The following is a 22,334-nucleotide window of genomic DNA, read 5'->3' on the forward strand; positions in this document are numbered from 1 at the left end:
TTCCCCGTTCAGAAAACTCAGATCACCACTTGTCCGGGCCTTTTTCCGCAAAGGCATGAACGAGGAAGTCGATGAACGCGCGCACTTTCGGCTGAGTAAAGCGGCCCGGCGGGTAAACCGCGTAAATGCCCTGCGTTTCCGGCGGCAGATCTGGGATCGCCTCTTCGATCAGACCTTGCTCCATCGCATCCGCGTAGAGGAAGGACGGCAGGTAAGCGATGCCGAGCCCGGAGATACAGGCGTTGAGCAGAGACTGGCCATCATTGACCGTCAGCCAGCCAGCGGTGCGCACCTGGCGCTTTTCACCGGAGGGCGCGGTGAGTTTCCACACGGCACCGTTCGACTGGTTCGAATAATGCAGCAGCTTGTGCTCATTGAGGTCGTCGATTTTCTGCGGACGGCCGTATTTTTCGAAATAGGCAGGTGAGCCGACCATCCGTTTCGTCGTTTCGGTCAGCTTGCGGGCGCGCAGCGTGCTGTCTTCCAGCTCACCGATCCGAACGGCCATATCGAAGCCTTCGGAGATCAATTCGACATAGCGATTGTTCAGGACCATGTTGACCTGAATATCGGAGAACTCGGACAGGAACTCCCCGAGAACCGGAGAGAGATGATTCACCCCGAAATCTGTAGCAACTGAAATGCGCAGAAGCCCCGAAGGCGCGCTTTGCATAGAGGTCACGAGCGCATCAGCCTCCCCGGCATCGTTCAGAACACGGCGCGCGCGGTCGTAATACGCCAGACCGATCTCGGTCGGGGACACACGGCGGGTCGTACGGTTCAAGAGGCGGGCCCCAAGACGGGCTTCAAGCGCAGAGACATGTTTGGAAACGGCGGATTTTGAAATCCCCATTTTCTTGGCTGCATCCGTGAAACCACCCTGATCCACAACCGTGGCAAAGGCTTCCATTTCAGTCAGTCGATCCATTTCTCTTACCTACGTATCTTGGCCCCAATCACCTTATTGCGTCGAAATCGGGCAAGATTGGGGAATACGGGCGACAATAGCGTGGTCACCCGATGATCGTTTTTAGTCCGGAAACGGATTAACGGTTGCGCATGGCTGCGATTTTTCAGGCCACACACGCTGAAATCGAGAAATTTTATCCCGTGAAACAAGTGTCTTACAGCGTGGCAGCCAAACGCGCGCCTTGATCAATGGCCCGTTTGGCATCCAACTCGGCCGCCACATCCGCGCCACCAACAATGTGGCAGGCCTGACCTCGGTTTCCCAATCCATCGGCAAGAGAACGCTGCGAAAGCTGTCCGGCGCAAAGCACAATCGTGTCTGCTTCGATAAACCGCGCCTCTCCGTCCTTGGTGATCCAAAGCCCCTCCGAGGTGATCCGATCATAGGAAACGCCGCCCATCATCTTCACCCCTTTCATTTGCAGTGTCGCGCGATGGATCCAACCTGTCGTCTTTCCAAGACGTTTTCCCGGCTTTTCCGCCTTGCGCTGCAACAGCGTCACCTGACGAGTCGGCGCTTCGGGCACCGGTCCAGCAGATGAGAGCCCGCCCCGATCAAGGGTCGGATCGGTGATTCCCCATTCGCTTTTCCACTCGTCCAAATTGAGCGTCGGACTTTCGGACGTGGTCAGATATTCGGACACATCGAATCCGATGCCCCCGGCACCGATCACAACGACACGCGGCCCCGCCGTGACGCGGCCTTTGAGGATATCGATATAGGAGACGGTCTGCGGATGGCTGTCCTGCCCCGGAATCTCCGGATCGCGCGGCGTCACACCAGTGGCGAGGATCACCTCGTCAAAACCTTTAAGATCATCGGGAGAGACTTCGGTTCCGAGCTTCAGCACGACACCCGAACGGGCAATCATCGTCTTGAACCATTCAACAAGCCCCCAGAACTCCTCCTTGCCCGGCACCTGTTTCGCCATATTGAGCTGCCCACCAAGCTCGCCTGCCTTTTCAAACAAAGTCACCTTGTGCCCCCGTTGGCTGGCGACAATGGCGCTCATCATGCCGGCAGGCCCTGCACCAACGACAGCAACGGATTTCGCCGCTTGCGTCGGCGCATACTGCAATTCCGTCTCATGACAGGCCCGCGGATTCACGAGGCAAGACGTGAGCTTGCCGGAGAACGTATGATCGAGGCAGGCTTGGTTGCACGCGATACAGGGCGCGATCTCATCGGCGCGCCCCTCGGACGCCTTCACCACGAACTCCGGGTCGGCAAGGAACGGCCGCGCCATCGACACCATATCGGCACATCCGTCAGTCAAGACATCTTCGGCCACCTGCGGATGGTTGATGCGGTTCGACGTGATGATTGGGATCGACACCTCGCCCATCATGCGTTTCGTCACCTCAACGAACGCGGCACGGGGCACAGAGGTGGCAATCGTCGGCACCCGCGCCTCGTGCCAGCCGATCCCGGTATTGAGGATTGTCGCCCCGGCGGCTTCGATTCTCTTGGCGAGCTGGACGACTTCTTCCCAAGTCGAACCGTTGGGAATGAGGTCGATCATGGAGATACGGTAGATCACGATGAAATCGGGGCCAACAGCCTCCCGCACCCGTTTGACCACCTCAATCGGGAAGCGCATCCGGTTCTCATAAGACCCGCCCCAGTCGTCTTCGCGCCTGTTGGTATGCGTCACAAGGAACTGGTTGATGAGATAGCCCTCGGAGCCCATCACTTCGACACCATCATAACCCGCCTCTTTCGCGCGCGCGGCGGCGGTGGCGTAGTCGGCAATCTGTTTCTCAATCCCGGCCTCATCAAGTTCGGTCGGCTTGAACGGCGAAATCGGCGATTTGATCGGCGAGGGCGCGACGCAGTTCGGGCCATAGGCATAGCGCCCCGCATTGAGAATCTGCATCGCGATCTTGCCGCCCTCGGCATGAACGCGGTCCGTCACCTTGCGGTGGTTCGCAATGTCCTGATCCGTAAACAGACCCGCTGCACCCGGATAGACACCGCCTTCAACATTCGGCGCCATTCCACCGGTGACGATGATCCCCGCACCGCCGCGCGCGCGGGCGGCATAAAATTCGGCGACAGCCCCCCAATCGCCGCGCTCCTCCAGCCCGGTGTGCATCGACCCCATAAGGGTTCGGTTGCGCAAAGTGGTGAAGCCGAGATCAAGCGGCGCCAGAAGATGCGGATAGTGGGTCATGTGAAGTGCCTCCCTTGCGCGGCTAAAATGCGCAAGGGGCGGAAGCATGTCACGCAAGACGCCGCGTCAGATGCACGGATACCGTTAACGCCACCAGAGCTGACGGTCGGATCAGTTCGTGCCGGTCTCGCTACAATGACGCCGAAACGCACGTTTGAGCATATCAAGCTCCTGGCGCAGCAAATCCATCTCCGCGCGGATATCTTCGGCCAGAACGTCCCCGGCCATCAGGGTCAGTGAATTGAGCACCTGCCCGGTGCCCCGCACTGTGAAGACAAAAGTCTGCACCCCGTCACCGATCATTTCGGCAGGCACGGCAAAGCGGAAGAACCAAACGCCCGCCCGTTCCGGGTCTTCGCTGATCGTATGCCCCGGCACCGGCTGGTCGAGATAGGTCACCTCAATCTCGGGCAGTTCCAGAACCGTCTCGGGCACATGCAATTCGCCCTCCCAAATTCCGGCCTGAAGGCGCGTCTTGACCAGTGTCAGCTCATCCATCTTCGTACTCCGTCAAAGGTCCGCGCGCGGACGACGCGAACAGGTCAAGTCCCGCAAAACGATCTGATTCATTTCCGGGTCTTCAAAGATCAGATCGATCCAGAGCTTTTCCACCCGTTTCTCATTGAGCTTGGTATAGGCCAGATCGAACTCGACGAAGCCTTCGTCATTGTGCAGCGGCAATTCCCGCACCACCTGCTCCATATTCGGACCGTGTTTCACGTTCAGACGGGCAAAAATCTCGATGTCTTTTTCAAGCTCCACGGCATAATCGAGCCGCACCAGATGGCTCTTGTTCAGCCCCTGACAGGCCTCATCCGGCATTTCGACCGTCAGCGACAGGAACGAACCGTCATAGCGAAAGACTTCGAGGCGCAAACCGAAGGGGGCGAGATCCTCCTCCGAGGTGTTGCGCATCTGGCGATAGGTCAATTCGGAAATCTGGCAGTCGTGATAGAGCGTCGCCTCAGTTCCGATCAGTGTTTTGGTCGGCACAGCCGAGGCGCCTTTCACCGGGATCGGACCGCGCCAAAGCTCCGGACGGTAGGACCAATCGGTGTAAAGCGGCAGCTGCATCGCGTTCGAGCCGATCAACGGCAGAGCGAGCCGCCCATCAGCCACGAACAGGAACCGGTCGATCTCCCACCTGAGCGCCCGTGCCTGACCACGCAAACGGCGCAGAACCGGCAGGCTGAGACGTTCCGCCATATTGGCCCGCCGCGCCCAGCGCCGTGTGGCCAAGGCATTGACCCGCTTTTCAATCAACTGTTTGAACCGACGACGCATTGCGCAACCTTCTTCTATCTCTTCAAACCCTTACCCAAGCTCTACGCAATACGCCAGTGTCTCTCGCAGTTCACGGCAGCTCGCTTGCATCACGCGCGCATGTGAACACCCAATCACGCGATCCTTTTAAAACCTATGAAAATTACGGCTTTCGCAAAACGCTTTCTGACCGCTGATGCTAATCAAGCAGCAAACACGGGGAATTTTCCGTCTGGAGGTTCCTTTTGAGCAACAGCTCGCTTTGCTCAGGCCGGATTGCGCCGTTTGAATTCTGCCGTGAACCGATCAAGCAAGGCGCGCAGTCGATCCTCTGGCATCGGAGCTTCCGCAAATGGCGTGGCGGTCGCCGTCACAAGACGCCCCTGACGCATGAAAATCGCGCGCCAATATTCCTTGCCCTGCCCGCGCAACGTCATCGGCGCGCTGTCCCGCACATGGATCAACACCATATCGTCACGGGTTTCGCTTTCGATCAGCTGAACCGTGCGGGCCGAGCCTTGGCGCGACAAGGTCTTGCGCCCGGTCTCGGACGCGAAATATGCCTCAAGGCTGGGCGCATCGAACTCGTCCGTATCGGCCATCGGCGCGGAAATAGAGACGGTCAGCACGGCGGTCTTGCCCTTAAGCGCAGGGTTGTTATGCCCGTTCAGCCCGGAACAATTCCCCAAAAGCGCAAAACTGCCCTTGTCGCTGTCCCGAACAGAGGCCGGATCGACACAATATCCAGACGGCCCGGCAACGCTCATCCCGGTGGCTTGCAAGGCGACAGCGCGCACAGGACGATGGGCCGGATCGACAGTCGTGCCCGTCTCCATCTCACAGGCCGGCAAAAGCAGAGCCAAAACCAGCCACATTGCGCGTTTTACCGAAACCATCATTCTTCTCCCGCACCTAAAACAGAGCCGCCTATATCGCGCTCATCGCCGTCTTCCAAGCCGACCCCCATCACGGATCGGCGACTTCCCGCGCTTTTCCCTCTGGCCGCTGCGTGCTACCTCTCTCGACAATAGTCCTCACCGCGAGAATTCCCGCCCATGCGCCAGCAGATGCACCCCTACGCCCCGATCGTCGCCTCTGCGATGCGCCGTCCTGAACTTTGGCGTTTGGCGGTGGCAATCGTGGCCGCGCTGTTGATCAGCATCGTGGTGACCCCGCTCTTTTATCTCATCATTGGGCGGCTCGCGCCCAATCTGATGCCATTTCAACTTGGCCCGCGCGGGATGATGGTCGGTACCACCCCCGGCGGATTGTTTGTTATCCTATCTGGATTCATCATTTTGCTCTGGGGCGCGTTGCAGCTGGCCAAGCGCCTCCATGCCCGCAGCCTGCGCGAGATCACCGGCCCCGCCGCCCTCATGCGCGCGCAGTTTTTGGTGACGCTCAAATGGATCATCGCCTTCACCTTGCTAAGCTTTTTCCTGCCTTGGGATGGCCCGGCTGATCCGGTTGCGAACCTGCCGGGCGGCCTCTGGCTGTTCTGGCTGCCTTTCGCCATTCTGGGACTGATGGTTCAAGTCACCGCCGAAGAGGTCTTCTTCCGCGGCTACCTGCAAAGCCAATTCATCGGCGTGACCCGCTCCTACCCGCTCGGGGTCGCGGCCTCCGCCGTCATTTTCGGACTGGCGCACACCAGCGGGAGCGCAGAGGGAATCGCCGCGATCTTTCCCGTCGTCTGGGCCATCGGCTTTGGCGTCCTGGCCGGAGACCTGACCATGCGCGCGGGCACCATCGGGCCCGCCATCGCGCTGCATTTCGTCAACAACCTCTCCGCCATGGTTCTCGCGCCGCAGCAAGACATGATGTCGGGCTTTGGCCTTTTCGTTCAAACCGAGAGCGCCGAAACCCTCTATTCCGACCCGAAGGCCCTGATCTTCCAGAGCCTGCTTTTGCTGGTCAGTTGGCTCGTCGCCCGCCTCGCGATCAGGCGCTGATTGCAATTCGGCTCAGAGAGGCTTATCTGGACCCCCAAGTCACGCAACGTCCAAAGGCGCACACTATGAACTGGATCTCGAACTACGTCCGCCCGAAGATCAATTCGCTCTTCTCGAAACATGACACGCCGGACAATCTTTGGACGAAATGCCCGGAATGCGGCACCATGCTGTTTCACCGTGAGCTGGCCGAGAACCAGAACGTCTGCACCAATTGCGACCATCATATGCACATCACCCCGCGTGCGCGTTTCACCGCGATGTTCGACGGGGGGATTTTCTCCGAGGTCAAGGTTCCCGAACCGATTGAAGACCCGCTGAAATTCCGCGACCAGAAGAAATACCCTGACCGCATGCGCGCCGCTCAAAAGGTGACGGGCGAAAAAGAAGCGATGCTGGTCGCCGAGGGCGAAATCGGTCGCACCCCGGTCGTTGCCGCCGCTCAGGATTTCTCCTTCATGGCCGGCTCCATGGGCATGTATGTCGGCAACGCCTTCATCGCCGGTGTCGAGCGCGCGATCAAACTCAAACGCCCCTTCATCATGTTCTCCGCCGCTGGCGGCGCCCGGATGCAGGAAGGGATTCTCTCCTTGATGCAAATGCCGCGCACCACCGTGGCGATCGAGATGCTCAAGGAAGCCGGGCTTCCCTATATCGTCGTCCTGACCCACCCGACCACCGGCGGGGTGACGGCCTCCTACGCGATGCTAGGCGATGTCCAGATCGCCGAACCCAATGCGCTGATCTGTTTTGCGGGCCCGCGCGTGATCGAGCAAACGATCCGCGAAAAACTGCCCGAAGGCTTCCAGCGCGCCGAATACCTGCTCGATCACGGTATGCTCGACCGCGTGACCCATCGCATGAAGATGAAGGATGAGCTTGTGACCATCCTGCGCATGCTCGGCAACCTGCCGCCCGCCGTTGCAGGTGATCTCCCGGCCCCTACCCCTGAAGAGAAAAAGAAGGCACCTGACGCCACTTCTGCCGTCGAGGACGCGAAAAAGTGACCGCCCAGACTTCCGATGTCATCCTTGACCGGCTGATGTCCCTGCATCCCAAGGTCATCGACCTTGTTCTTGACCGTGTCTGGCGTCTGCTTGATGCCCTCGACCATCCGGAGCGCAAATTGCCGCCCGTGATCCATGTCGCGGGCACCAATGGCAAAGGCTCGACCCAAGCGATGATCCGCGCCGGGCTCGAAGCCGCTGGCAAAAAGGTTCACGCCTATACATCGCCGCATCTGGCGCGGTTTCATGAACGCATCCGTCTGGCGGGCGAGTTGATCGCCGAAGAAGACCTGATGGCCGTGCTCGAAGAATGCGAGACCGCCAATGGCGGTGAGCCGATCACCTATTTCGAGATCACCACCGTCGCGGGCCTCTTGGCCATGTCGCGCGTCCCTGCCGATTACACCTTGCTTGAGGTTGGCCTCGGCGGACGGCTGGACGCGACCAACGTGATTGATGTGCCCGAACTCACGATCATCACACCGATTTCCATCGACCACACGCAATTCCTTGGCGAAACGCTGCGCGAGATTGCGGGCGAAAAGGCCGGAATTATCAAACGGGGCGTGCCCTGTGTCGTCGGCCCGCAGCCCGATGAGGCACTTGAGGTCATAGAGGCCAAAGCCGCCAGCCTTGGCGCGCCGCTGCTCCGCTACGGGCAGGAATGGCATGTCTGGGAAGAGCGCGGGCGTCTGATTTTCCAAGATGAAAACGGCCTGTGCGATCTGCCCATGCCGCGCCTGATCGGACGCCATCAGGTCCATAACGCGGGCGCAGCCATCGCGGCGCTGCGCTACATGGGCTACGATGACACGGCTCTGGATGCGGCGATGGTCGACGCCGAATGGCCCGCTCGGATGCAGCGCCTCAAAACCGGCCCGCTGATCGACGCCGCCCCCGAGGCCGAACTTTGGCTCGACGGCGGCCACAACCCTGCGGCGGGCGAAGCTCTGGCAGAGGCGCTGGATCGTCTGCCGAAACGCCCGACCTACATGATCTGCGGCATGCTCAACACCAAGGACATCGCAGGCTACCTGCATCCGTTGCAGCGCCATGCCCAACGCCTCATCGCCGTCTCGATCCCGGACGCGCAGGCCACCCTGCCCGCTTCCGAGACCGCCGAAACCGCACGTGCCGAGGGCTTCTCCGCCATTGAGACCGATAGCGTTCTGACGGCGGTGCGCACCATCGTGGGCGATGCCCCTGAGGCGCGTATCCTGATTTGCGGATCGCTCTATCTCGCAGGACATGTGCTTCAGAGCAACGGCTGAGGCTTCCCGAACAGAGTCTGTGCGCCCGCGCGTGTTTGCGCAGGGCGGAGGTGCAGGTATTTAGGTCTCATAACAGGAGATCTATGACATGACCTTGGAATTCGGCATCGACACCTTTGGCGACGTCACTTGGGACGCAAACGGCACTGACCTCCCACAGGGGCAGGTCATTCGCAACGTGATCAAAGAAGGCATTCTCGCCGATCAGGTCGGGCTTGATGTCTACGGCGTTGGCGAACACCACCGCCCGGATTTCGCCGTCTCCGCGATCGAGCCGGTTCTGGCGGCCATCGCGGCGCAGACCTCAAAGATCAAATTGACCTCCGCCGTCACGGTGCTCTCCTCCGATGATCCGATCCGGGTCTTTCAACGCTTCTCGACGCTTCAGGCGATCTCCAATGGCCGGGCCGAGATCACGCTCGGGCGTGGCTCCTTCACCGAGAGCTTTCCGCTCTTCGGCTATGATCTGTCCGATTACGAAATGCTGTTCGAAGAGAAATTCGAACTCTTCAACCTGCTCGCAACGCAGGAGAAAGTCAGTTGGTCCGGTCGCCATCGCCCCGCCCTCAAACAGCAGACTGTCTATCCTCGCCCCGAAACCCCGATCCCGGTTTGGGTGGGAGTCGGTGGCAGCCCCGACTCGGTCGTGCGCGCGGCGACGAATGATATCTCCATGACCTTGGCGATCATCGGCGGAAGCCCCGCGCGGTTCAAACCCTATGCCGATCTCTATCGCGACGTGCGCCAAAAAATGGGCGCTGCGATGCTGCCCTTGGGCTGCCATTCGCCGGGTCACATCGCGGAGACGGACAAAGACGCGCGTGATCGCTATTTCGACGGCTACAGGATCATGCATGAGCGTATCGGGCGCAGCCGTGGCTGGCCACCGCTCACGCGGGAGGCTTTTGAACGCGAAGTGGATCACGGCGCACTTTTCGTCGGCTCCCCCGAGACAGTGGCGCAAAAGATCGCCGCAACGATTTCCGTGCTTGGCTTGAATCGCTTCGACTTGAAGATTTCGGCAGGTCCGGTCACGCACGAAGCACTTATGGACACCATCCGCCTCTACGGCGAAGAGGTCGCTCCGCGCGTGCGCGAGATTTTGGCGAAAGGCTGAGGCTCAGCCTTTCCGACCTCGGCGTACCCGAGGCTCCGCCCGCAGGGCGCTCGAAAGGTCCACCGGACCTTTCTTATTTCGCGTCCTCACCCCAATCCTTGTCCTGCATTTCCCGCAGGCGGGAGGCCGTGCGCTCGAACTCGAACGCGCCTGCGCCTTCGATATAAAGCCGCTCAGGTTCATCCACCGCAGAGCACACCGTCCGCACTTTCGCTTCATACAGCGCGTCGATCAGCGTCACGAAACGCTTTGCCTCGTTGAAGTTGTGGCGCGTCAGGCGCGGGATGTCTTCGAGAATCAAAAGCTTCACCGCCTCCGCGATCACGAGGTAATCCCCCGGCCCGAGCATCTGCCCGCACAGGTCCCAAAAGGTCGCCCGCGCGATGCCGTTGTGAAATTTCGGCAGGACCACATCCCGGCCTTTGATCTTGAGCGTCAGGCTTTCAGTCGCCCCGCCCGTCAGATCGTTCCAGATGTCGTTCATCGTGGTCTGCACATCCGGCGTCACCGGATGGAAATACACCGGCGTACCAGTGAGACGCCCTTGGCGGTAATCCACGGGCGAGTGCAGGTGATGCACTTCCAGCTTTTCTTTGATGAGTGCGATGAACGGCAGGAACAGCTGACGGTTCAGACCGTCCTTGTAGAGATCATCCGGCACCCGGTTCGAGGTCGTCACGATGGTCACGCCCCGCTCGAACAGCCCTTCGAACAGACGCCCCACGATCATCGCGTCTGCGATGTCGGTGATTTGCATCTCGTCAAAGCACAACAGTTTGATGTCGTGCGAAATTTTCTCAAACACAGGGGCCAGAGAATCCGGCGTGCCCGCACGGCGCGCGGCGTCGATCCCGGCCTGCACCTCCTGCATGAACGCGTGGAAGTGAACCCGGCGCGCAGGCACAGGCGCATGCTCATAGAACAGATCCATCAGCATGGATTTGCCACGCCCGACACCACCCCAAAGGTAGAGGCCGCGCACAGCTTCGGGCTTTTTGCGGCCACCGATCAGAGACAAAAGCCCCTTTTTCGTCGGTTGCTGTGCAAGCTCCACGCGCACGCGTTCCAACAAAGGCAGAACAGTCACCTGCGCCGGATCCGAGCGCAGGGTGCCATCGGCCACACGGGCCTCGTAGATTTCCATCAGCGTTTTCATGCTTCTCCCATACTGCGCCAGCTCACATAAGAAAAGATGATGCACACCATTACGATCATTCGATTGACCGCAGAGGGGGTGATCTTGGATGTTGAGGCAAAGGAGACAGATATGTCCGACACACGCACGCCCCTCTTCACGCCGGTTCTGCTCGCCGGATGTCTCGTCATTCTCGTGAGCTTCGCGATCCGCGCCTCTTTCGGCGTGTTTCAAATTCCGATTGCCGAGGAGTTCAACTGGCCCCGCGCCGAATTTTCTCTGGCAATCGCGATCCAGAACCTGTTCTGGGGTATCGGCCAACCGATCTTTGGCGCTCTGGCGGAGCGGATCGGGGATCGCAAGGCCATCGTGCTTGGCGCTGTGACCTATGCGGCGGGGCTGGTGCTGTCGTCCTTCGCGGTCTCGCCTCTGGCGCATCAGTTCTATGAAACCCTCGTGGGCTTCGGCATCGCGGGCACGGGCTTTGGCGTCATTCTGGCCGTTGTCGGACGCGCCTCTTCGAACGAAAACCGCTCCATGTCGCTGGCCATCGCCACGGCGGCAGGCTCTGCCGGACAAGTCTTCGGCGCGCCTCTGGCCGAGTGGCTCCTTGGCTTCATGTCATGGCAAAACGTCTTCCTGCTCTTCGCCGCAGCCGTCCTCGCCTCGCTTTTGGTCCTGCCGATGATGCGCAGCCCGGCAATGGCTTCAAAGGCCGAGTTGGAGGAAAGCCTCGGCGCAATCCTTGGCAAAGCCTTCCGCGATCCAAGCTATACTTTGATCTTCCTCGGCTTTTTCTCTTGCGGCTATCAGCTTGCTTTCATCACCGCGCATTTCCCGGCCTTGGTGACAGAAATGTGTGGCTCAATTGATCCTTCCGGCACCCTCGCCTCCCTCGGCGTGACCTCGACCTCTGCGCTCGGCGCCGTCTCGATTTCCCTCATCGGCCTGGCCAATATCGGCGGCACGCTTTTCGCAGGCTGGCTCGGCAATCGGTTCTCCAAGAAATACCTGCTCGCGGGCATTTATCTCGGACGAACTCTGGCCGCCGCGCTCTTTATCGCGCTCCCGATCACGCCCACATCCGTTCTGGTCTTCTCCGTCGTCATGGGCGCTTTGTGGCTTGCGACCGTGCCGCTGACCTCTGGTCTCGTCGCGCATATCTACGGGCTGCGCTACATGGGCACGCTCTACGGGATCGTGTTTTTCTCCCACCAACTCGGCGCGTTTCTGGGCGTCTGGCTGGGTGGGCGGCTTTACGATCTTTATGGAGATTACACCGCTGTCTGGTGGGTCGGCGTCGGCGTCGGCGCATTCTCCGCCATCGTGCATCTGCCCGTGAAGGAAATCCCCTTGGGCAAACGCGCCTTAGCGTAGCGCCTCGGTCGCGGACAGCAAACCCTCTTTCACCAAACGCTGCGCCCAGCCTTCCGGGCCTTCGAACAGATGGGTCTGCCATCCGCGCGCTTTGGCGGTGTCGATATTATCCTGTCGGTCATCCGTGAACAGCAGCTTCTCCGCCGGGATTTTGCAGTCCGCTTCGACCATTTCGTAAATCGTCGAATGCGGTTTGACGCAGCCCATCCGACCCGAGACATAACGCCGGTCGAAATCGGTCAGGAACGGGTATTGGGTTTCGGCGAATTCGAAACTCTCGATGCCGAAATTCGAGAGGGCAAAGACCGGCACGCCATTCTTGCGCAGCGCCCGCAGAAGTTTCACCGATCCCGGAATCGCCGGGGTCGCCATCTTGATCCAGTCGAAATACCACATGAGAATTTCGTTTTTGAATTCAGGATGTTGCTCCGCTGCGAACTCAACCGTCGTGCGAAAATCATAGCCCTGATCCACCAGATCGTTCATCGCGTGCAAATCGACGGTTTCGAACATGGCGATACGGCGGGATTCCCCGATGACAGCATCGTAATGCCGCTCCGGTTGCCATTCGATCAACACGTTGCCGATGTCGAAAATCACCGCTTCTACAGTCATGCCTTATCCCTTTTCGCGGCCTGAACGGCCCGTTCCAACGCGTCGAGAAAGCGCGAGCGATCCGCTTTTGTAAAGGGCTTGCCCCCGCCCTGCCGGAACGGGTCAGCCGCCCGAAGGTCATACATCAGATCGCGCATCGCCAAGGCGTTGCCGATATTTGCCGTGGTATAAGCTTCGCCGTCATGCTTGAGCACGCGCGCCCCCGCCTCGACCACTTTCGCGGCGAGCGGAATGTCTCCGGTCACAACGACATCCCCGACCCCGGCCCGCTCGGCGATCCATTTGTCCGCCTCGTCTGGCCCGTCGGGCACAATCACCAACTCCATGAAAGGGTTCTGCGACGGGCGCAGCCCGCCATTGCACACCAGAAGGCAGGGCAAACGGTGCCGCGCCGCAACCTTCTCTGCCTCAGCCTTCACCGGGCAAGCATCTGCATCCACATAGATTTTCGTCACAGCATCCGTCTTCGTCGCAAGTCCCGCGTGCGATCAGCCTCCGCCGATCAGCACCCCCGCAGCGAACACCAGCGCGCCGCCGAACACAACCTGAAAGGCGGCACGCAAGAAAGGCGTGTTCATATATTTCTTCTGAATCCAGGCGATTGCCCAAAGTTCAACAAACACCACCGCCATGGCGATGAAAGTCGCGGTCCAGAAATGCGGGATCAGATATGGAAGCGCGTGCCCAAGACCGCCAAGCGTTGTCATGACACCGGATGCCAGACCACGTTTAATCGGCGAACCGCGGCCCGACAACTCGCCATCATCAGAGGCCGCTTCGGTGAAGCCCATGGAAATCCCGGCCCCGACCGAGGCCGCAAGACCGACAAGAAAGGTCGTATGCGTGTTTTGCGTCGCGAACGCCGTCGCAAAGATCGGCGCGAGCGTCGAAACAGAACCGTCCATCAACCCCGCAAGCCCCGGCTGCACCCATGTCAGCACGAACTGACGATGCGCCGTTTTCTCTTCTTCTGAGCGCGCATGATCGTCGAGATGTTCTTCCTCTAGCTCGCTCGCACGCTGGTCATGCCCGGCCTCAGCCGCCGCCAACCGGCCCAACAAGGCCCGCGTGTCGGCGTCTTGCGTGTACTTTGCCGCAGTGCGGTAGAAAGCTTCCGCGCTTTGCTCCATCGCATGGGCTTCTTCGCGAATCCGGTCGAGACCAAGGTTCTCGATCAGCCAAACGGGATTGCGCGTGTAATAGCCCGAAATATGTTCGCGCCGCACCAATGGGATGACGTTGCCAAAGCGACGTTTGTGAAGCGAAATCAATGCCTCGCGATGGCCATCCTCTTCTTCCGCCATGCCGTCGAAAATCTTGGCGCTATCGGGATAGTCAGCACGGAGGAGTTCGGCATATTGACGATAGATACGCGCATCGTCTTCCTCGGAGGAAATGGCGAGTGCGATAATTTCCTGCTCCGACAGTTCTGAAAATCGTCTGCGGTTGGCGAGTACCGGGATCATGTGGAACCTCAATTTAGAATAATTCTAAAATAGCGCCTGTCTGGCGTTCTGCAAGCCCATAATACGCCGCCCAAACACCATGTCTTTTAGCGAATCCCTTGTCGATCTGAACTAAACGGTTTAGATATGGTCTGAGCCGCGTGTCGTGTGCGGCCAATCGACAACATCCCTGTCGAGCACTGAGGCAGGCCAGTGGCCTGCCTTTTTTCTTTCGTTGGCGCAGCGGCCAGAGCGCATTAAACTCGGGCCATCGGGGGAACCATGACCAAGACACATCCAGCTATCCGAAAAGGGCGCAAATACGCCCAAGTGATCGAAGGCGCGCGAACCGTGTTTCTCAGAGACGGGTTCGAAGGCGCCTCGGTCGATGACATCGCCCGCGAAGCCGCCGTGTCAAAAGCGACGCTCTATAGTTATTTCCCGGACAAACGTGTCTTGTTTCTCGAAATCGCAGCGCTGGAAACCACCCGCCAGGCCGATGCCTTCACCGATCGGATGGACGAAAACCAGCCCCCGCAAGACTTGCTGCCTTCGGCCGGACGCAAAATTCTCGATTTTCTGCTCTCGGATTTCGGCACGGCGGTGTATCGCATCGCGGTCGCCGAAAGCCTGCGCTTTCCCGAGATCGGCCAGAAATTCTATGAAAGTGGTCCGGGACTCGTCAAAGAGCGCCTCTCACAATATCTCGCCGCCGCCGCCGCACGCGGCGAGTTGGCCATCGACGACACAGACCTCGCTGCCGAGCAATTTGCCGAATTGTGCAAAGTCCGGTTGGTGCCGATGCGCACGTTTCAGATGAGCTGCAATATCAACGACGCGAGCAAACAAGAAATCGTCGACAGCGCCGTCGCCATGTTTCTCGCGCGCTATGGAGTAGAACGATGACCCGACTTGCCGTTGCTCTTATCCTCACGGGCCTCACCTTGAGTGCCTGTCAGGAAGACGACAAGACCGCCACAAACGACACCCCCGCCGTGTCCGACGAGGCGCGCTGCGCTATTGAGTCGATCACACCTTTGATCGGCGAATCTCAATCCGCGCTTGAGGGGCTCGACATCCCGGAGCCGTTCCGAATCGTGCTTCCGGGCATGGCTCTGACCATGGATCACAACCCAAAGCGCACCAACATCGACATTGACGATGCCGGGCAAATCAAGCGCGTTTGGTGCGGCTGAGGCGTCATCTGTCCCCTCTCAACAGGAAAAGCCGAGACAGTTCACCTGCCTCGGCCTAATGAGTTGGTTCGAGCGAGATCCCCGGTGCCGCGAACTGGGTGGGGGCTGTTGAACCGCGACCCCGGGGTAAAGCGTTCTCGCTCTACCCCCCGTTATCGCCAATGAAGCGGGCCAAATGAGGTGGCGATCAAGGAAATCTCCGGGCGATTTTCGGCTCGAAATAAGGCACGTACCCGATGTGGGGCGAGTTTTCTTGATTTGCACAACAAAACGGCCCAGTCTTAAGGGATGAACGTACAAACGCCGACGCCCTTTCCCGGCCCTTCGCAAAACGGTCCGCAACAACCTGACAAGGTCGCTTTCGACCGCCATGAGCTTGGGGCCATTCTTGGTCTCTACGGACGCATGGTCGCCGCTGGCGAATGGCGCGACTACGGCATGTCTTTCCTCAAGGATGTGGCCGTCTTCTCCGTGTTCCGCCGCACAGCCGAACATCCGATCTACCGCATTGAGAAACGCCCGAAGCTCCGTGGCAAACAAGGCATGTACGCCGTGATCGGCATGGATGGTCAGATTCTCAAACGCGGGGCCGAGCTACGCACGGTTCTGCGCGTGCTCGATCGCAAACTGATCCGCTCCGTGGACTGATCCCCAACAGTTTTACAGCCTGCGATGCCCCGTCACCGGCCCGTCGCCTTGCGCCTCGATCCGCGACATCGCCCGCGCGATCGGCTCATAGGCCACCGCCATGTGATGCGCATTGGCGTGAATCAAAACCTCGGAATCAACACAGATCGCGACATGGCCTTTCCAGAACAGCAAATCGCCACGTTGATATCCATCTGAGACCGGCGCGCCGAGGCTCATCTGCATATCGCTATCGCCGGGACAGGCGATCCCGCAGGCCATAAGCCCGGCCTGCACCACACCGGAACAATCAATCCCGAAAGCTGAGTTGCCGCCCCAAAGATAGGGTGTGCCGAAAAACAACTGCGCGATGGTCACGGGGTCGGAAAAAGGCCGATCAACCGGGCGCACATGGGCTTTCGGGACGAACAATCCGCCCTCGATCTCCATGAATTTCCGGCGCTCATCGACAACCTTGATCCGTGACCCGAATGACAGGCTGGTCGCAGCTTCCGATTTGAAGTCATCTCGGGGGTAAAGATGCGTGGCCCGCGCGGAAATGAGATGCGTCGGAACCAGCTCCGGCTCCAACTGCGTGTCCGCGATGTAGCCGACATACCCGTCGCGCCGCGCAATGCCGAAGGCCCAGCCGTCACGCATTTCCAGCACCTCAAACGCATCGCCCCAAAGAAGCTGTCGTTCCCGTCTCCCTTCCGGGGCCGCCCGCAGATCAGCCACGGGCTGCGACACCGTATAAGAGGTCGGGCTCACCTCAATCTGGCCGGATGTGGCGTGCCCCGTCAGGGCAACGCGTTCATTTGCGGGGGTCAAACGACGATCCATCACAGGTCCAAGAGCTCTGGAAGTGCCGCGAGAATCGCTCTGGCGCCTTGGCCAACACCGCCTTTGGGACGCGCCGGAAGCGGGGACGGGCACCAACCGTAGATATCGAAATGCATATAGCGCGGAGTTTCGGTCACGAATCGGCGCAGGAACAGCGCAGCGGTGATCGCCCCCGCCATACCGCCCGACGGCGCATTGTCGAGATCGGCAATTCCCGGCTCGATCATCGTTTCATAAGCCTCCCAATAGGGCAGCTGCCAAAGCGGATCGGCGGCCTTGATGGAAGCTTTAGAAAGAAGAGCCGCATCGCTGGACTGGGTCGCAAAGAAGGGCGGCACATCCGGGCCAAGCGCCACACGCGCGGCCCCCGTGAGGGTCGCCATGGAGATGATCAGATCGGTCGGAGTTTCATCCGCCAGCGCCAAGGCATCGGCCAGAACCAGACGCCCTTCCGCATCCGTATTGTTGATCTCGACCGTCAACCCTTTGCGCGATGTCAGGATATCCTGCGGCCGGAAGGCGGAGCCATCCACCGCGTTCTCGACCGCCGGGATCAGCACACGCAACTGCAGCGGAAGGCCTAGTGCCATGATCATTTTGGCGAGGCCGAGAACGGTCGCCGCGCCGCCCATGTCCTTTTTCATCAGCCCCATCGAAGAGCCCGGTTTGAGGTTCAGCCCGCCGGTGTCGAAACAGACCCCTTTGCCGACGAGTGTCAGCTTCGGGCCAGCCGTGCCCCATGTCATATCGATCAACCGGGGCGCCCGAGGAGACGCGCGACCGACGGCGTGAATCATCGGATAGTTGTCCTCCAGAAGCGCCTCACCCGTGGTCACAGAAATCTCTGCGCCATGATCCTGCGCCAAGGAGCGCGCCGCGAATTCAAGCTCTGCGGGGCCCATGTCATTGGCGGGTGTGTTGATCAGATCGCGGGTGAGCGCCTCGCCCAATGCGATGGCCTCAAGCCGTGCCGCATCCGCCCCTTCGGGCGCGATCAGTTCCGCTTCTGGAACCGATTTTTTCGAATAAACATCATAGACATAGCCAGACAACAGCCATCCAAGAAGCTGTTCATCCAGCGCATCTCCCGCCACATCCGTGACAAGGTGATATGTGCCTTTGGGCAGCTTGGGACGCACGGCCCCCAAGATGAATCTCTGACGCGCGCGGTCTTTCTCTGTGCCGAGCCCGGCCAAGGCGCCCACGCCCCCATCGTCTCCCGGCAAGATGCAAACCGCACCTGCACCGCCTTTGAAACCTTGCGCCTTCACCCAGCTGACTTGAGACGGCTCAAGCTTTGCAGTGACGGTCTCAAGAGTGTCCGGCGTGACCAAATAGAGAGGGATGGAAGATGCGCCAGATTTGGCGAAGGAAAGTGGCATCGGAGAGGGCCTTTCTTGACGATTGCGTCAAGCTTAACTCATCCAATTCCACCTGCAAGGTGAAGAGGAACGCAACCTCACGACCGAGAGTCCGTTGGCCTCTTTGCCAAACCACTCAATCGGGTCAGAGCGACGCGTCTTGCAACGTCCAAACTGCCAGCAAGGAATTCTCTCCGATCCGCATCAAGCGCTCGACACAAGCCGCAAGCGCCGCCGCATCCTCGGAAAGGGACAAAGCATTCACATCGGCCGCAACGCGAGAAAACGTGACCATGCCGATCTGCTCTGCAATGGCAATCATCGACCGGGCGGCCCGTTGCAGTTCCTTGAACTCGCTTTTCTTGAAACAGCTCTCAACCTTGGCCAAACGGATGGCCAATTCCTCCATCGCGCGGCACACGACTCCATCCGCTGCAGACGTCCCCAATTGACTATACAATTGGTCTAGTCTTTTCTGATCCAATTCGACCGATCCGTCCGGCCGCAACTTCGACACCATCATGTCTGAACCCCAAATTTTCGTGCGCCCCCACGCATTATGCAGAAACTTTGCAATAAGAGCTTCAATAAAAGGTTTAATGCAAAGCCGATTCTCACTCGAATTCCCCGAAAACTCTCATTACATTCGCGACAATTGGCAGCTGACGTCTGAAAGGAAGGTTTCACCCGATGAAATACGCACGCCCCCTCCCCAATTACATGGTCCAACGCTACCACGGCTGGAAAGCCACCACGTTCAGTGACAACCGAACCTGGTACAAGAAGCTTGCGGAAGAGGGCCAACGCCCCCGCGCCTTCATCATTGCGTGCTGCGACTCCCGTGTCCACGTCACCTCCATCTTCGGCGCAGATCAGGGTGAATTCTTCATTCACCGTAATATCGCCAACCTTGTACCGCCCTTCACGGACGACGGCGACCACCACGGCACGTCGGCTGCGGTGGAATATGCCGTCACGGCGCTCAAGGTAGCTCATATTGTGATTCTTGGACACTCCAACTGTGGCGGCGTCCAAGGCTGCTTCGATATGTGCTCGGGCCACGCGCCGGAACTTGAGGAAAAATCCTCCTTCGTCGGCCGCTGGATGGACATCCTGCGCCCGGGTTACGAACGTGTACTCGATGTGCCTGAAGACCAGCGCAAAAGCGCTCTGGAAAAGGAATCCGTTCTGGTTTCTCTCGAAAACCTGATGACCTTCCCCTTCGTCCGCGACGCCGTCGAGAAGGGCAATCTGACCCTTCACGGCCTCTGGACGGACATTGGGGACGGCGATCTGTTGCAATACGATCCCGAGACCAAAACCTTTATCCAGGTCTGATCAGGCCACCAGACGTAGAACGTCCTCGACAGCGTGCTCTTCGGTCAACACGAAGGGCGCGTTGGCAACCTCTTCAGGCTCCGGCGTTTTGATCGCGGCTTGCGCGTGCATCGACGCAGAGCGCACGAACATCGGTTTGCGCATCTGCGTCATCACATGACGATTGGCCGGTCTCTCGACCGCTGCGCTCTCACTCATCTCCTCCGGAAAGAACATGACCGTGCCGCTTTGGCACATGTTCAAGGCAATGACGCGGCCCGCGCGGGCTTTGGCGATATAGTCAGTCATGAGTTTGTCCTCTCTGAAAATCTGATGTCAGGCGGCCAGCGGCATGCGCGCGCCGAGATCGGGTCGGTAATCCGGGTCCGTGCGCCCCCCGCCGAGCAGGATCACGTTCGAATGCCGTGCCGCGCGGGTCAGGTTGTGATTGGCGGGCCGCCACGCGATCTCAAGAACAAGCACGTCCCAGTCGAAAAGGATCGCATCTTTGGCCTTCACGGCACCACCTGCGGTCTTCATCAGCTTGATCATGTTTCCATCCTTTCGGTCCGTGCCCCCGGAACCCTTGACGCCATGGGAGCACAGCGACTGCGTCCACGGAATCCAAGCATGAAAACAATTTGAGACAACTGCCGAACCTAGACGGTCCGGCAAATCAAATATGACGCAAAATCAGAACACTAAATGCTTTTGAAATCCGACGTTCCAAAAGTTAAAATTCACCTCATCCCGTTCAGGATGGTTAATTTCTGTTAGCACCTGTGACGACCAACTGGCGTGCCAATGGCAGCATTCGGGCCACTTTGTGACCCTGTCCTTTCGCGCCTCAAAAGCACCGAATCACGTCCTCTCGGGCCAGAGATCCGCGCGCCGCTCATCTTCCTGTCATCGCAGCTCCTTCCCCTCCGGCCAGCGCAGACTTTCGCTCAAGGTGATCTCTTGTTTGGCCCCCGCATCGAGATCGAAATGCCATGCCAGCACACCGCGCTTGTCATCAAGCCCCTCGACATCCGGCTCCGGCTGAGCGCTCCACTCGACCCGCAACTCCTCTTGTTCAGACACGGACACACGATCCACGACCTCCACCGGCCATTGCCGCGCCGTGTGGTTCTCCACGCTGATGCGCCATTCGCTCGCCGCCTCATTGGATTTGGAGATCACCCCCCTGTCGCTCTCATTGCGCGTCACCAGCACACGCTCCACCGCGATCCCATCCACCGCGCCAAAGGCCAGCTCCGTCTCCGCCCCGTTCACCACCGTAGCAAGCGGCACGGTGCCAAGGCTCACGCCGTCGCGGATCAGGCTCACCTGCCCCGGAACAAGCATCTCCCCCGTGTCATTCGTGAACGTCGCCATGAGATAGCCGGTCGTCTCGTAGAGCGGCACGGCCCGGACCACGATCTCCGGCGACAGCGGAACCGAGGCCAGCATGAATTCCCGCCCTTCCGTCCCGGAATAAAGCGTTGCGGGGGCGGGGGCGTCATAGGTCTGGCTCAACCCAGAAAGATTGACCTGCATCTTCGCCATAGGCGCGGCTTCCATCACCGGCTCGGCATAGCCGCCAAGCTCCATCGCATCACTCGCAGTCGCCCGCATCAACGGCTCAACGGGGCGCGGCTCGGAAACGCGCCGCACATATTCGTAGACCTCATTCGGCGCAGGCTTCCGGTTCGGATTGTCAGTGGCAAACCGCAGCGCCACATCGAACCACGGTTCTCGGGTCGATTGTTCGGCAAAGACAGAGCGGACAAGCTCCATCGTGCCTGCCTCTGTGTCCAGCCGCGCAATGTAGCGCGGTTGCCATGACGCATCTTCGGACATGTAGGTGAAGCGCACTTGCACCTCGCCCGCCTCCGCCACGGACACCGGCAGCGTGATCGAAATGCGATCCTCATCGGTCGGCACCAAAAGATCGAGCGCGATCTTGGCCTCCGTCAGCGCGGCTTCGAGATCTTCAAGCGCCTTCTCTGCGGCCTCGACCCGGCGCGCGGCCTCCAGACTTGCCAAACGCGCGGCAAGAGATTCCTCCCGGATCATCCGGACCGTCGCCGCCGTTTGCTCTGCATCTTCTCCGACCGTCAGACGTTCGAGATAGGCCAGAGCATCCTGCGCGGCATCCTCTTCCAGACTGATCTTCATGATCTCATTGCGACGCTCTCCGATGTCCGTCTCCAACGCATCGACCCGCGCCTTCGCCGCTTTCTCCGCCTCAGAGCGGAACAGAAGCGCCTCTGAGATCGGGGCCACACCATAGGCAACCGGGCCAAGCTCGGCACCCTCAACTTCGATCTGCAAAGACTGTTGAATGTCCAATGGGTTGTAACCCACGGGAATGTCGGCGAACACGATCTCATGCTGCCCCTCGGGCAAAGACACCGTCGCCGTCCGAGTGATCATCGCGCCCTGCGGATAGAGCGTCGCAGCGCTCACAAGGCTCCGCGCCTCAAACCGTTCGGCAAAACCGGGGGCCGCGATCAGCGCACTTCCGGCGAGGCAAGAGAAGGCCAGAACTGATTTAAAATGAAATTTCGGCAACATGGTTTCCTCCTTATCGGTCGGAGGAAAGGTCCAACGCGCCGCCCCTTTGCGCAAGGATTATTCGCCCCATCTCTCAGACGCGTCCCCGGCATGGCGAAACCCCGCC

24 protein-coding genes are annotated in these 22,334 nt (G+C 59.6%); 9 read left to right on the top strand and 15 right to left on the bottom strand.

Translation table 11 applies throughout. The annotated features are described in order from the left end of the window. Positions 1 to 22: 22 nt before the first annotated feature. The 5 genes from ACYBHZ_RS03115 to ACYBHZ_RS03135 form a co-directional block, all read right to left on the bottom strand. The gene (locus ACYBHZ_RS03115; RefSeq protein ID WP_460272717.1) at positions 23 to 928 is read right to left on the bottom strand and encodes a LysR family transcriptional regulator; all 906 of its coding nucleotides are present in this window, start codon (positions 926 to 928) and stop codon (positions 23 to 25) included. A 196-nt stretch (positions 929 to 1,124) separates the two neighbouring features. Continuing rightward, positions 1,125 to 3,143, bottom strand: coding sequence for an oxidoreductase (locus ACYBHZ_RS03120; RefSeq protein WP_460272718.1), 2,019 nt, complete (start codon positions 3,141 to 3,143; stop codon positions 1,125 to 1,127). 111 nt (positions 3,144 to 3,254) lie between these two features. After that, complete coding sequence (locus ACYBHZ_RS03125) at positions 3,255 to 3,641, bottom strand: hypothetical protein (RefSeq protein ID WP_460272719.1); 387 nt, start codon at positions 3,639 to 3,641, stop codon at positions 3,255 to 3,257. Positions 3,642 to 3,653: 12 nt separating this feature from the next. Further along, complete coding sequence (locus ACYBHZ_RS03130; RefSeq protein ID WP_460272720.1) at positions 3,654 to 4,427, bottom strand: DUF6478 family protein; 774 nt, start codon at positions 4,425 to 4,427, stop codon at positions 3,654 to 3,656. Positions 4,428 to 4,672: 245 nt separating this feature from the next. Further along, positions 4,673 to 5,305, bottom strand: coding sequence for a hypothetical protein (locus ACYBHZ_RS03135; RefSeq protein ID WP_460272721.1), 633 nt, complete (start codon positions 5,303 to 5,305; stop codon positions 4,673 to 4,675). Positions 5,306 to 5,461: 156 nt separating this feature from the next. On the opposite strand from ACYBHZ_RS03135, the gene ACYBHZ_RS03140 reads away from it, so the two are divergent. The 4 genes from ACYBHZ_RS03140 to ACYBHZ_RS03155 all read left to right on the top strand — a co-directional run bounded on the left by ACYBHZ_RS03140 (position 5,462) and on the right by ACYBHZ_RS03155 (position 9,753). Further along, entirely contained in the window at positions 5,462 to 6,358 is an 897-nt protein-coding gene (locus ACYBHZ_RS03140) for a lysostaphin resistance A-like protein (RefSeq protein ID WP_460272722.1), read from the top strand. 65 nt (positions 6,359 to 6,423) lie between these two features. Beyond that, positions 6,424 to 7,365, top strand: a complete 942-nt coding sequence (gene accD, locus ACYBHZ_RS03145) for an acetyl-CoA carboxylase, carboxyltransferase subunit beta (protein ID WP_460272723.1) — start codon at positions 6,424 to 6,426, stop codon at positions 7,363 to 7,365. After that, complete coding sequence (locus ACYBHZ_RS03150; protein ID WP_460272724.1) at positions 7,362 to 8,636, top strand: bifunctional folylpolyglutamate synthase/dihydrofolate synthase; 1,275 nt, start codon at positions 7,362 to 7,364, stop codon at positions 8,634 to 8,636. The genes accD and ACYBHZ_RS03150 overlap by 4 nt, the downstream gene beginning before the upstream one ends. Before the next feature lie 88 nt (positions 8,637 to 8,724). Then, complete coding sequence (locus tag ACYBHZ_RS03155; protein ID WP_460272725.1) at positions 8,725 to 9,753, top strand: LLM class flavin-dependent oxidoreductase; 1,029 nt, start codon at positions 8,725 to 8,727, stop codon at positions 9,751 to 9,753. Between the two features lie 73 nt (positions 9,754 to 9,826). Here ACYBHZ_RS03155 and zapE read toward each other — a convergent pair whose 3' ends face one another. Further along, positions 9,827 to 10,909: a cell division protein ZapE gene (gene zapE / locus ACYBHZ_RS03160; protein WP_460272726.1), complete on the bottom strand. Its 1,083-nt coding sequence runs from the start codon at positions 10,907 to 10,909 to the stop codon at positions 9,827 to 9,829. Between the two features lie 111 nt (positions 10,910 to 11,020). Between zapE and ACYBHZ_RS03165 the strand changes: the two genes are divergently transcribed. Beyond that, on the top strand, positions 11,021 to 12,265 hold the full coding sequence (locus ACYBHZ_RS03165) for an MFS transporter (RefSeq protein ID WP_460272727.1): 1,245 nt from the start codon (positions 11,021 to 11,023) through the stop codon (positions 12,263 to 12,265). On the opposite strand, the gene ACYBHZ_RS03170 is transcribed toward ACYBHZ_RS03165, so the two are convergent. From ACYBHZ_RS03170 to mbfA, 3 genes are read right to left on the bottom strand one after another with little or no spacing between them, the layout of a single operon-like run. Beyond that, entirely contained in the window at positions 12,257 to 12,880 is a 624-nt protein-coding gene (locus tag ACYBHZ_RS03170) for an HAD family hydrolase (protein ID WP_460272728.1), read from the bottom strand. The two genes, ACYBHZ_RS03165 and ACYBHZ_RS03170, sit on opposite strands and share 9 nt — an antisense overlap. Further along, a complete protein-coding gene (locus tag ACYBHZ_RS03175) occupies positions 12,877 to 13,335 on the bottom strand; it encodes a YaiI/YqxD family protein (protein WP_460272729.1) in 459 nt (152 codons plus the stop codon). The genes ACYBHZ_RS03170 and ACYBHZ_RS03175 overlap by 4 nt, the downstream gene beginning before the upstream one ends. A gap of 33 nt (positions 13,336 to 13,368) precedes the next feature. Beyond that, positions 13,369 to 14,346, bottom strand: coding sequence for an iron exporter MbfA (gene mbfA, locus ACYBHZ_RS03180; RefSeq protein ID WP_460272730.1), 978 nt, complete (start codon positions 14,344 to 14,346; stop codon positions 13,369 to 13,371). A 261-nt stretch (positions 14,347 to 14,607) separates the two neighbouring features. On the opposite strand from mbfA, the gene ACYBHZ_RS03185 reads away from it, so the two are divergent. From ACYBHZ_RS03185 to ACYBHZ_RS03195, 3 genes are all read left to right on the top strand, one after another. Beyond that, on the top strand, positions 14,608 to 15,231 hold the full coding sequence (locus ACYBHZ_RS03185; protein WP_460272731.1) for a TetR/AcrR family transcriptional regulator: 624 nt from the start codon (positions 14,608 to 14,610) through the stop codon (positions 15,229 to 15,231). After that, positions 15,228 to 15,521: an I78 family peptidase inhibitor gene (locus ACYBHZ_RS03190; RefSeq protein ID WP_460272733.1), complete on the top strand. Its 294-nt coding sequence runs from the start codon at positions 15,228 to 15,230 to the stop codon at positions 15,519 to 15,521. Before ACYBHZ_RS03185 ends, ACYBHZ_RS03190 begins: the two co-directional genes overlap by 4 nt. A gap of 288 nt (positions 15,522 to 15,809) precedes the next feature. Further along, positions 15,810 to 16,169 (top strand): DUF2794 domain-containing protein, encoded by a 360-nt coding sequence (locus tag ACYBHZ_RS03195; RefSeq protein ID WP_460272734.1) that lies wholly within the window; start codon positions 15,810 to 15,812, stop codon positions 16,167 to 16,169. Between the two features lie 12 nt (positions 16,170 to 16,181). On the opposite strand, the gene ACYBHZ_RS03200 is transcribed toward ACYBHZ_RS03195, so the two are convergent. The 3 genes from ACYBHZ_RS03200 to ACYBHZ_RS03210 all read right to left on the bottom strand — a co-directional run bounded on the left by ACYBHZ_RS03200 (position 16,182) and on the right by ACYBHZ_RS03210 (position 18,761). Further along, a complete protein-coding gene (locus ACYBHZ_RS03200; protein WP_460272735.1) occupies positions 16,182 to 16,994 on the bottom strand; it encodes a C40 family peptidase in 813 nt (270 codons plus the stop codon). Next, entirely contained in the window at positions 16,991 to 18,373 is a 1,383-nt protein-coding gene (locus ACYBHZ_RS03205; protein WP_460272736.1) for a leucyl aminopeptidase family protein, read from the bottom strand. The genes ACYBHZ_RS03200 and ACYBHZ_RS03205 overlap by 4 nt, the downstream gene beginning before the upstream one ends. Before the next feature lie 124 nt (positions 18,374 to 18,497). Further along, entirely contained in the window at positions 18,498 to 18,761 is a 264-nt protein-coding gene (locus ACYBHZ_RS03210) for a hypothetical protein (protein ID WP_460272737.1), read from the bottom strand. 281 nt (positions 18,762 to 19,042) lie between these two features. On the opposite strand from ACYBHZ_RS03210, the gene ACYBHZ_RS03215 reads away from it, so the two are divergent. Continuing rightward, positions 19,043 to 19,690 (top strand): carbonic anhydrase, encoded by a 648-nt coding sequence (locus tag ACYBHZ_RS03215; protein ID WP_460272738.1) that lies wholly within the window; start codon positions 19,043 to 19,045, stop codon positions 19,688 to 19,690. On the opposite strand, the gene ACYBHZ_RS03220 is transcribed toward ACYBHZ_RS03215, so the two are convergent. The 3 genes from ACYBHZ_RS03220 to ACYBHZ_RS03230 all read right to left on the bottom strand — a co-directional run bounded on the left by ACYBHZ_RS03220 (position 19,691) and on the right by ACYBHZ_RS03230 (position 22,228). Next, on the bottom strand, positions 19,691 to 19,978 hold the full coding sequence (locus tag ACYBHZ_RS03220) for a hypothetical protein (RefSeq protein ID WP_460272739.1): 288 nt from the start codon (positions 19,976 to 19,978) through the stop codon (positions 19,691 to 19,693). It lies immediately after the preceding gene. Positions 19,979 to 20,005: 27 nt separating this feature from the next. Beyond that, positions 20,006 to 20,221, bottom strand: coding sequence for a hypothetical protein (locus ACYBHZ_RS03225; RefSeq protein ID WP_460272740.1), 216 nt, complete (start codon positions 20,219 to 20,221; stop codon positions 20,006 to 20,008). 354 nt (positions 20,222 to 20,575) lie between these two features. Next, the gene (locus ACYBHZ_RS03230) at positions 20,576 to 22,228 is read right to left on the bottom strand and encodes a mucoidy inhibitor MuiA family protein (protein ID WP_460272741.1); all 1,653 of its coding nucleotides are present in this window, start codon (positions 22,226 to 22,228) and stop codon (positions 20,576 to 20,578) included. Positions 22,229 to 22,334 lie beyond the last annotated feature (106 nt).

It is taken from the genome of Celeribacter sp. ULVN23_4, from assembly GCF_054788345.1.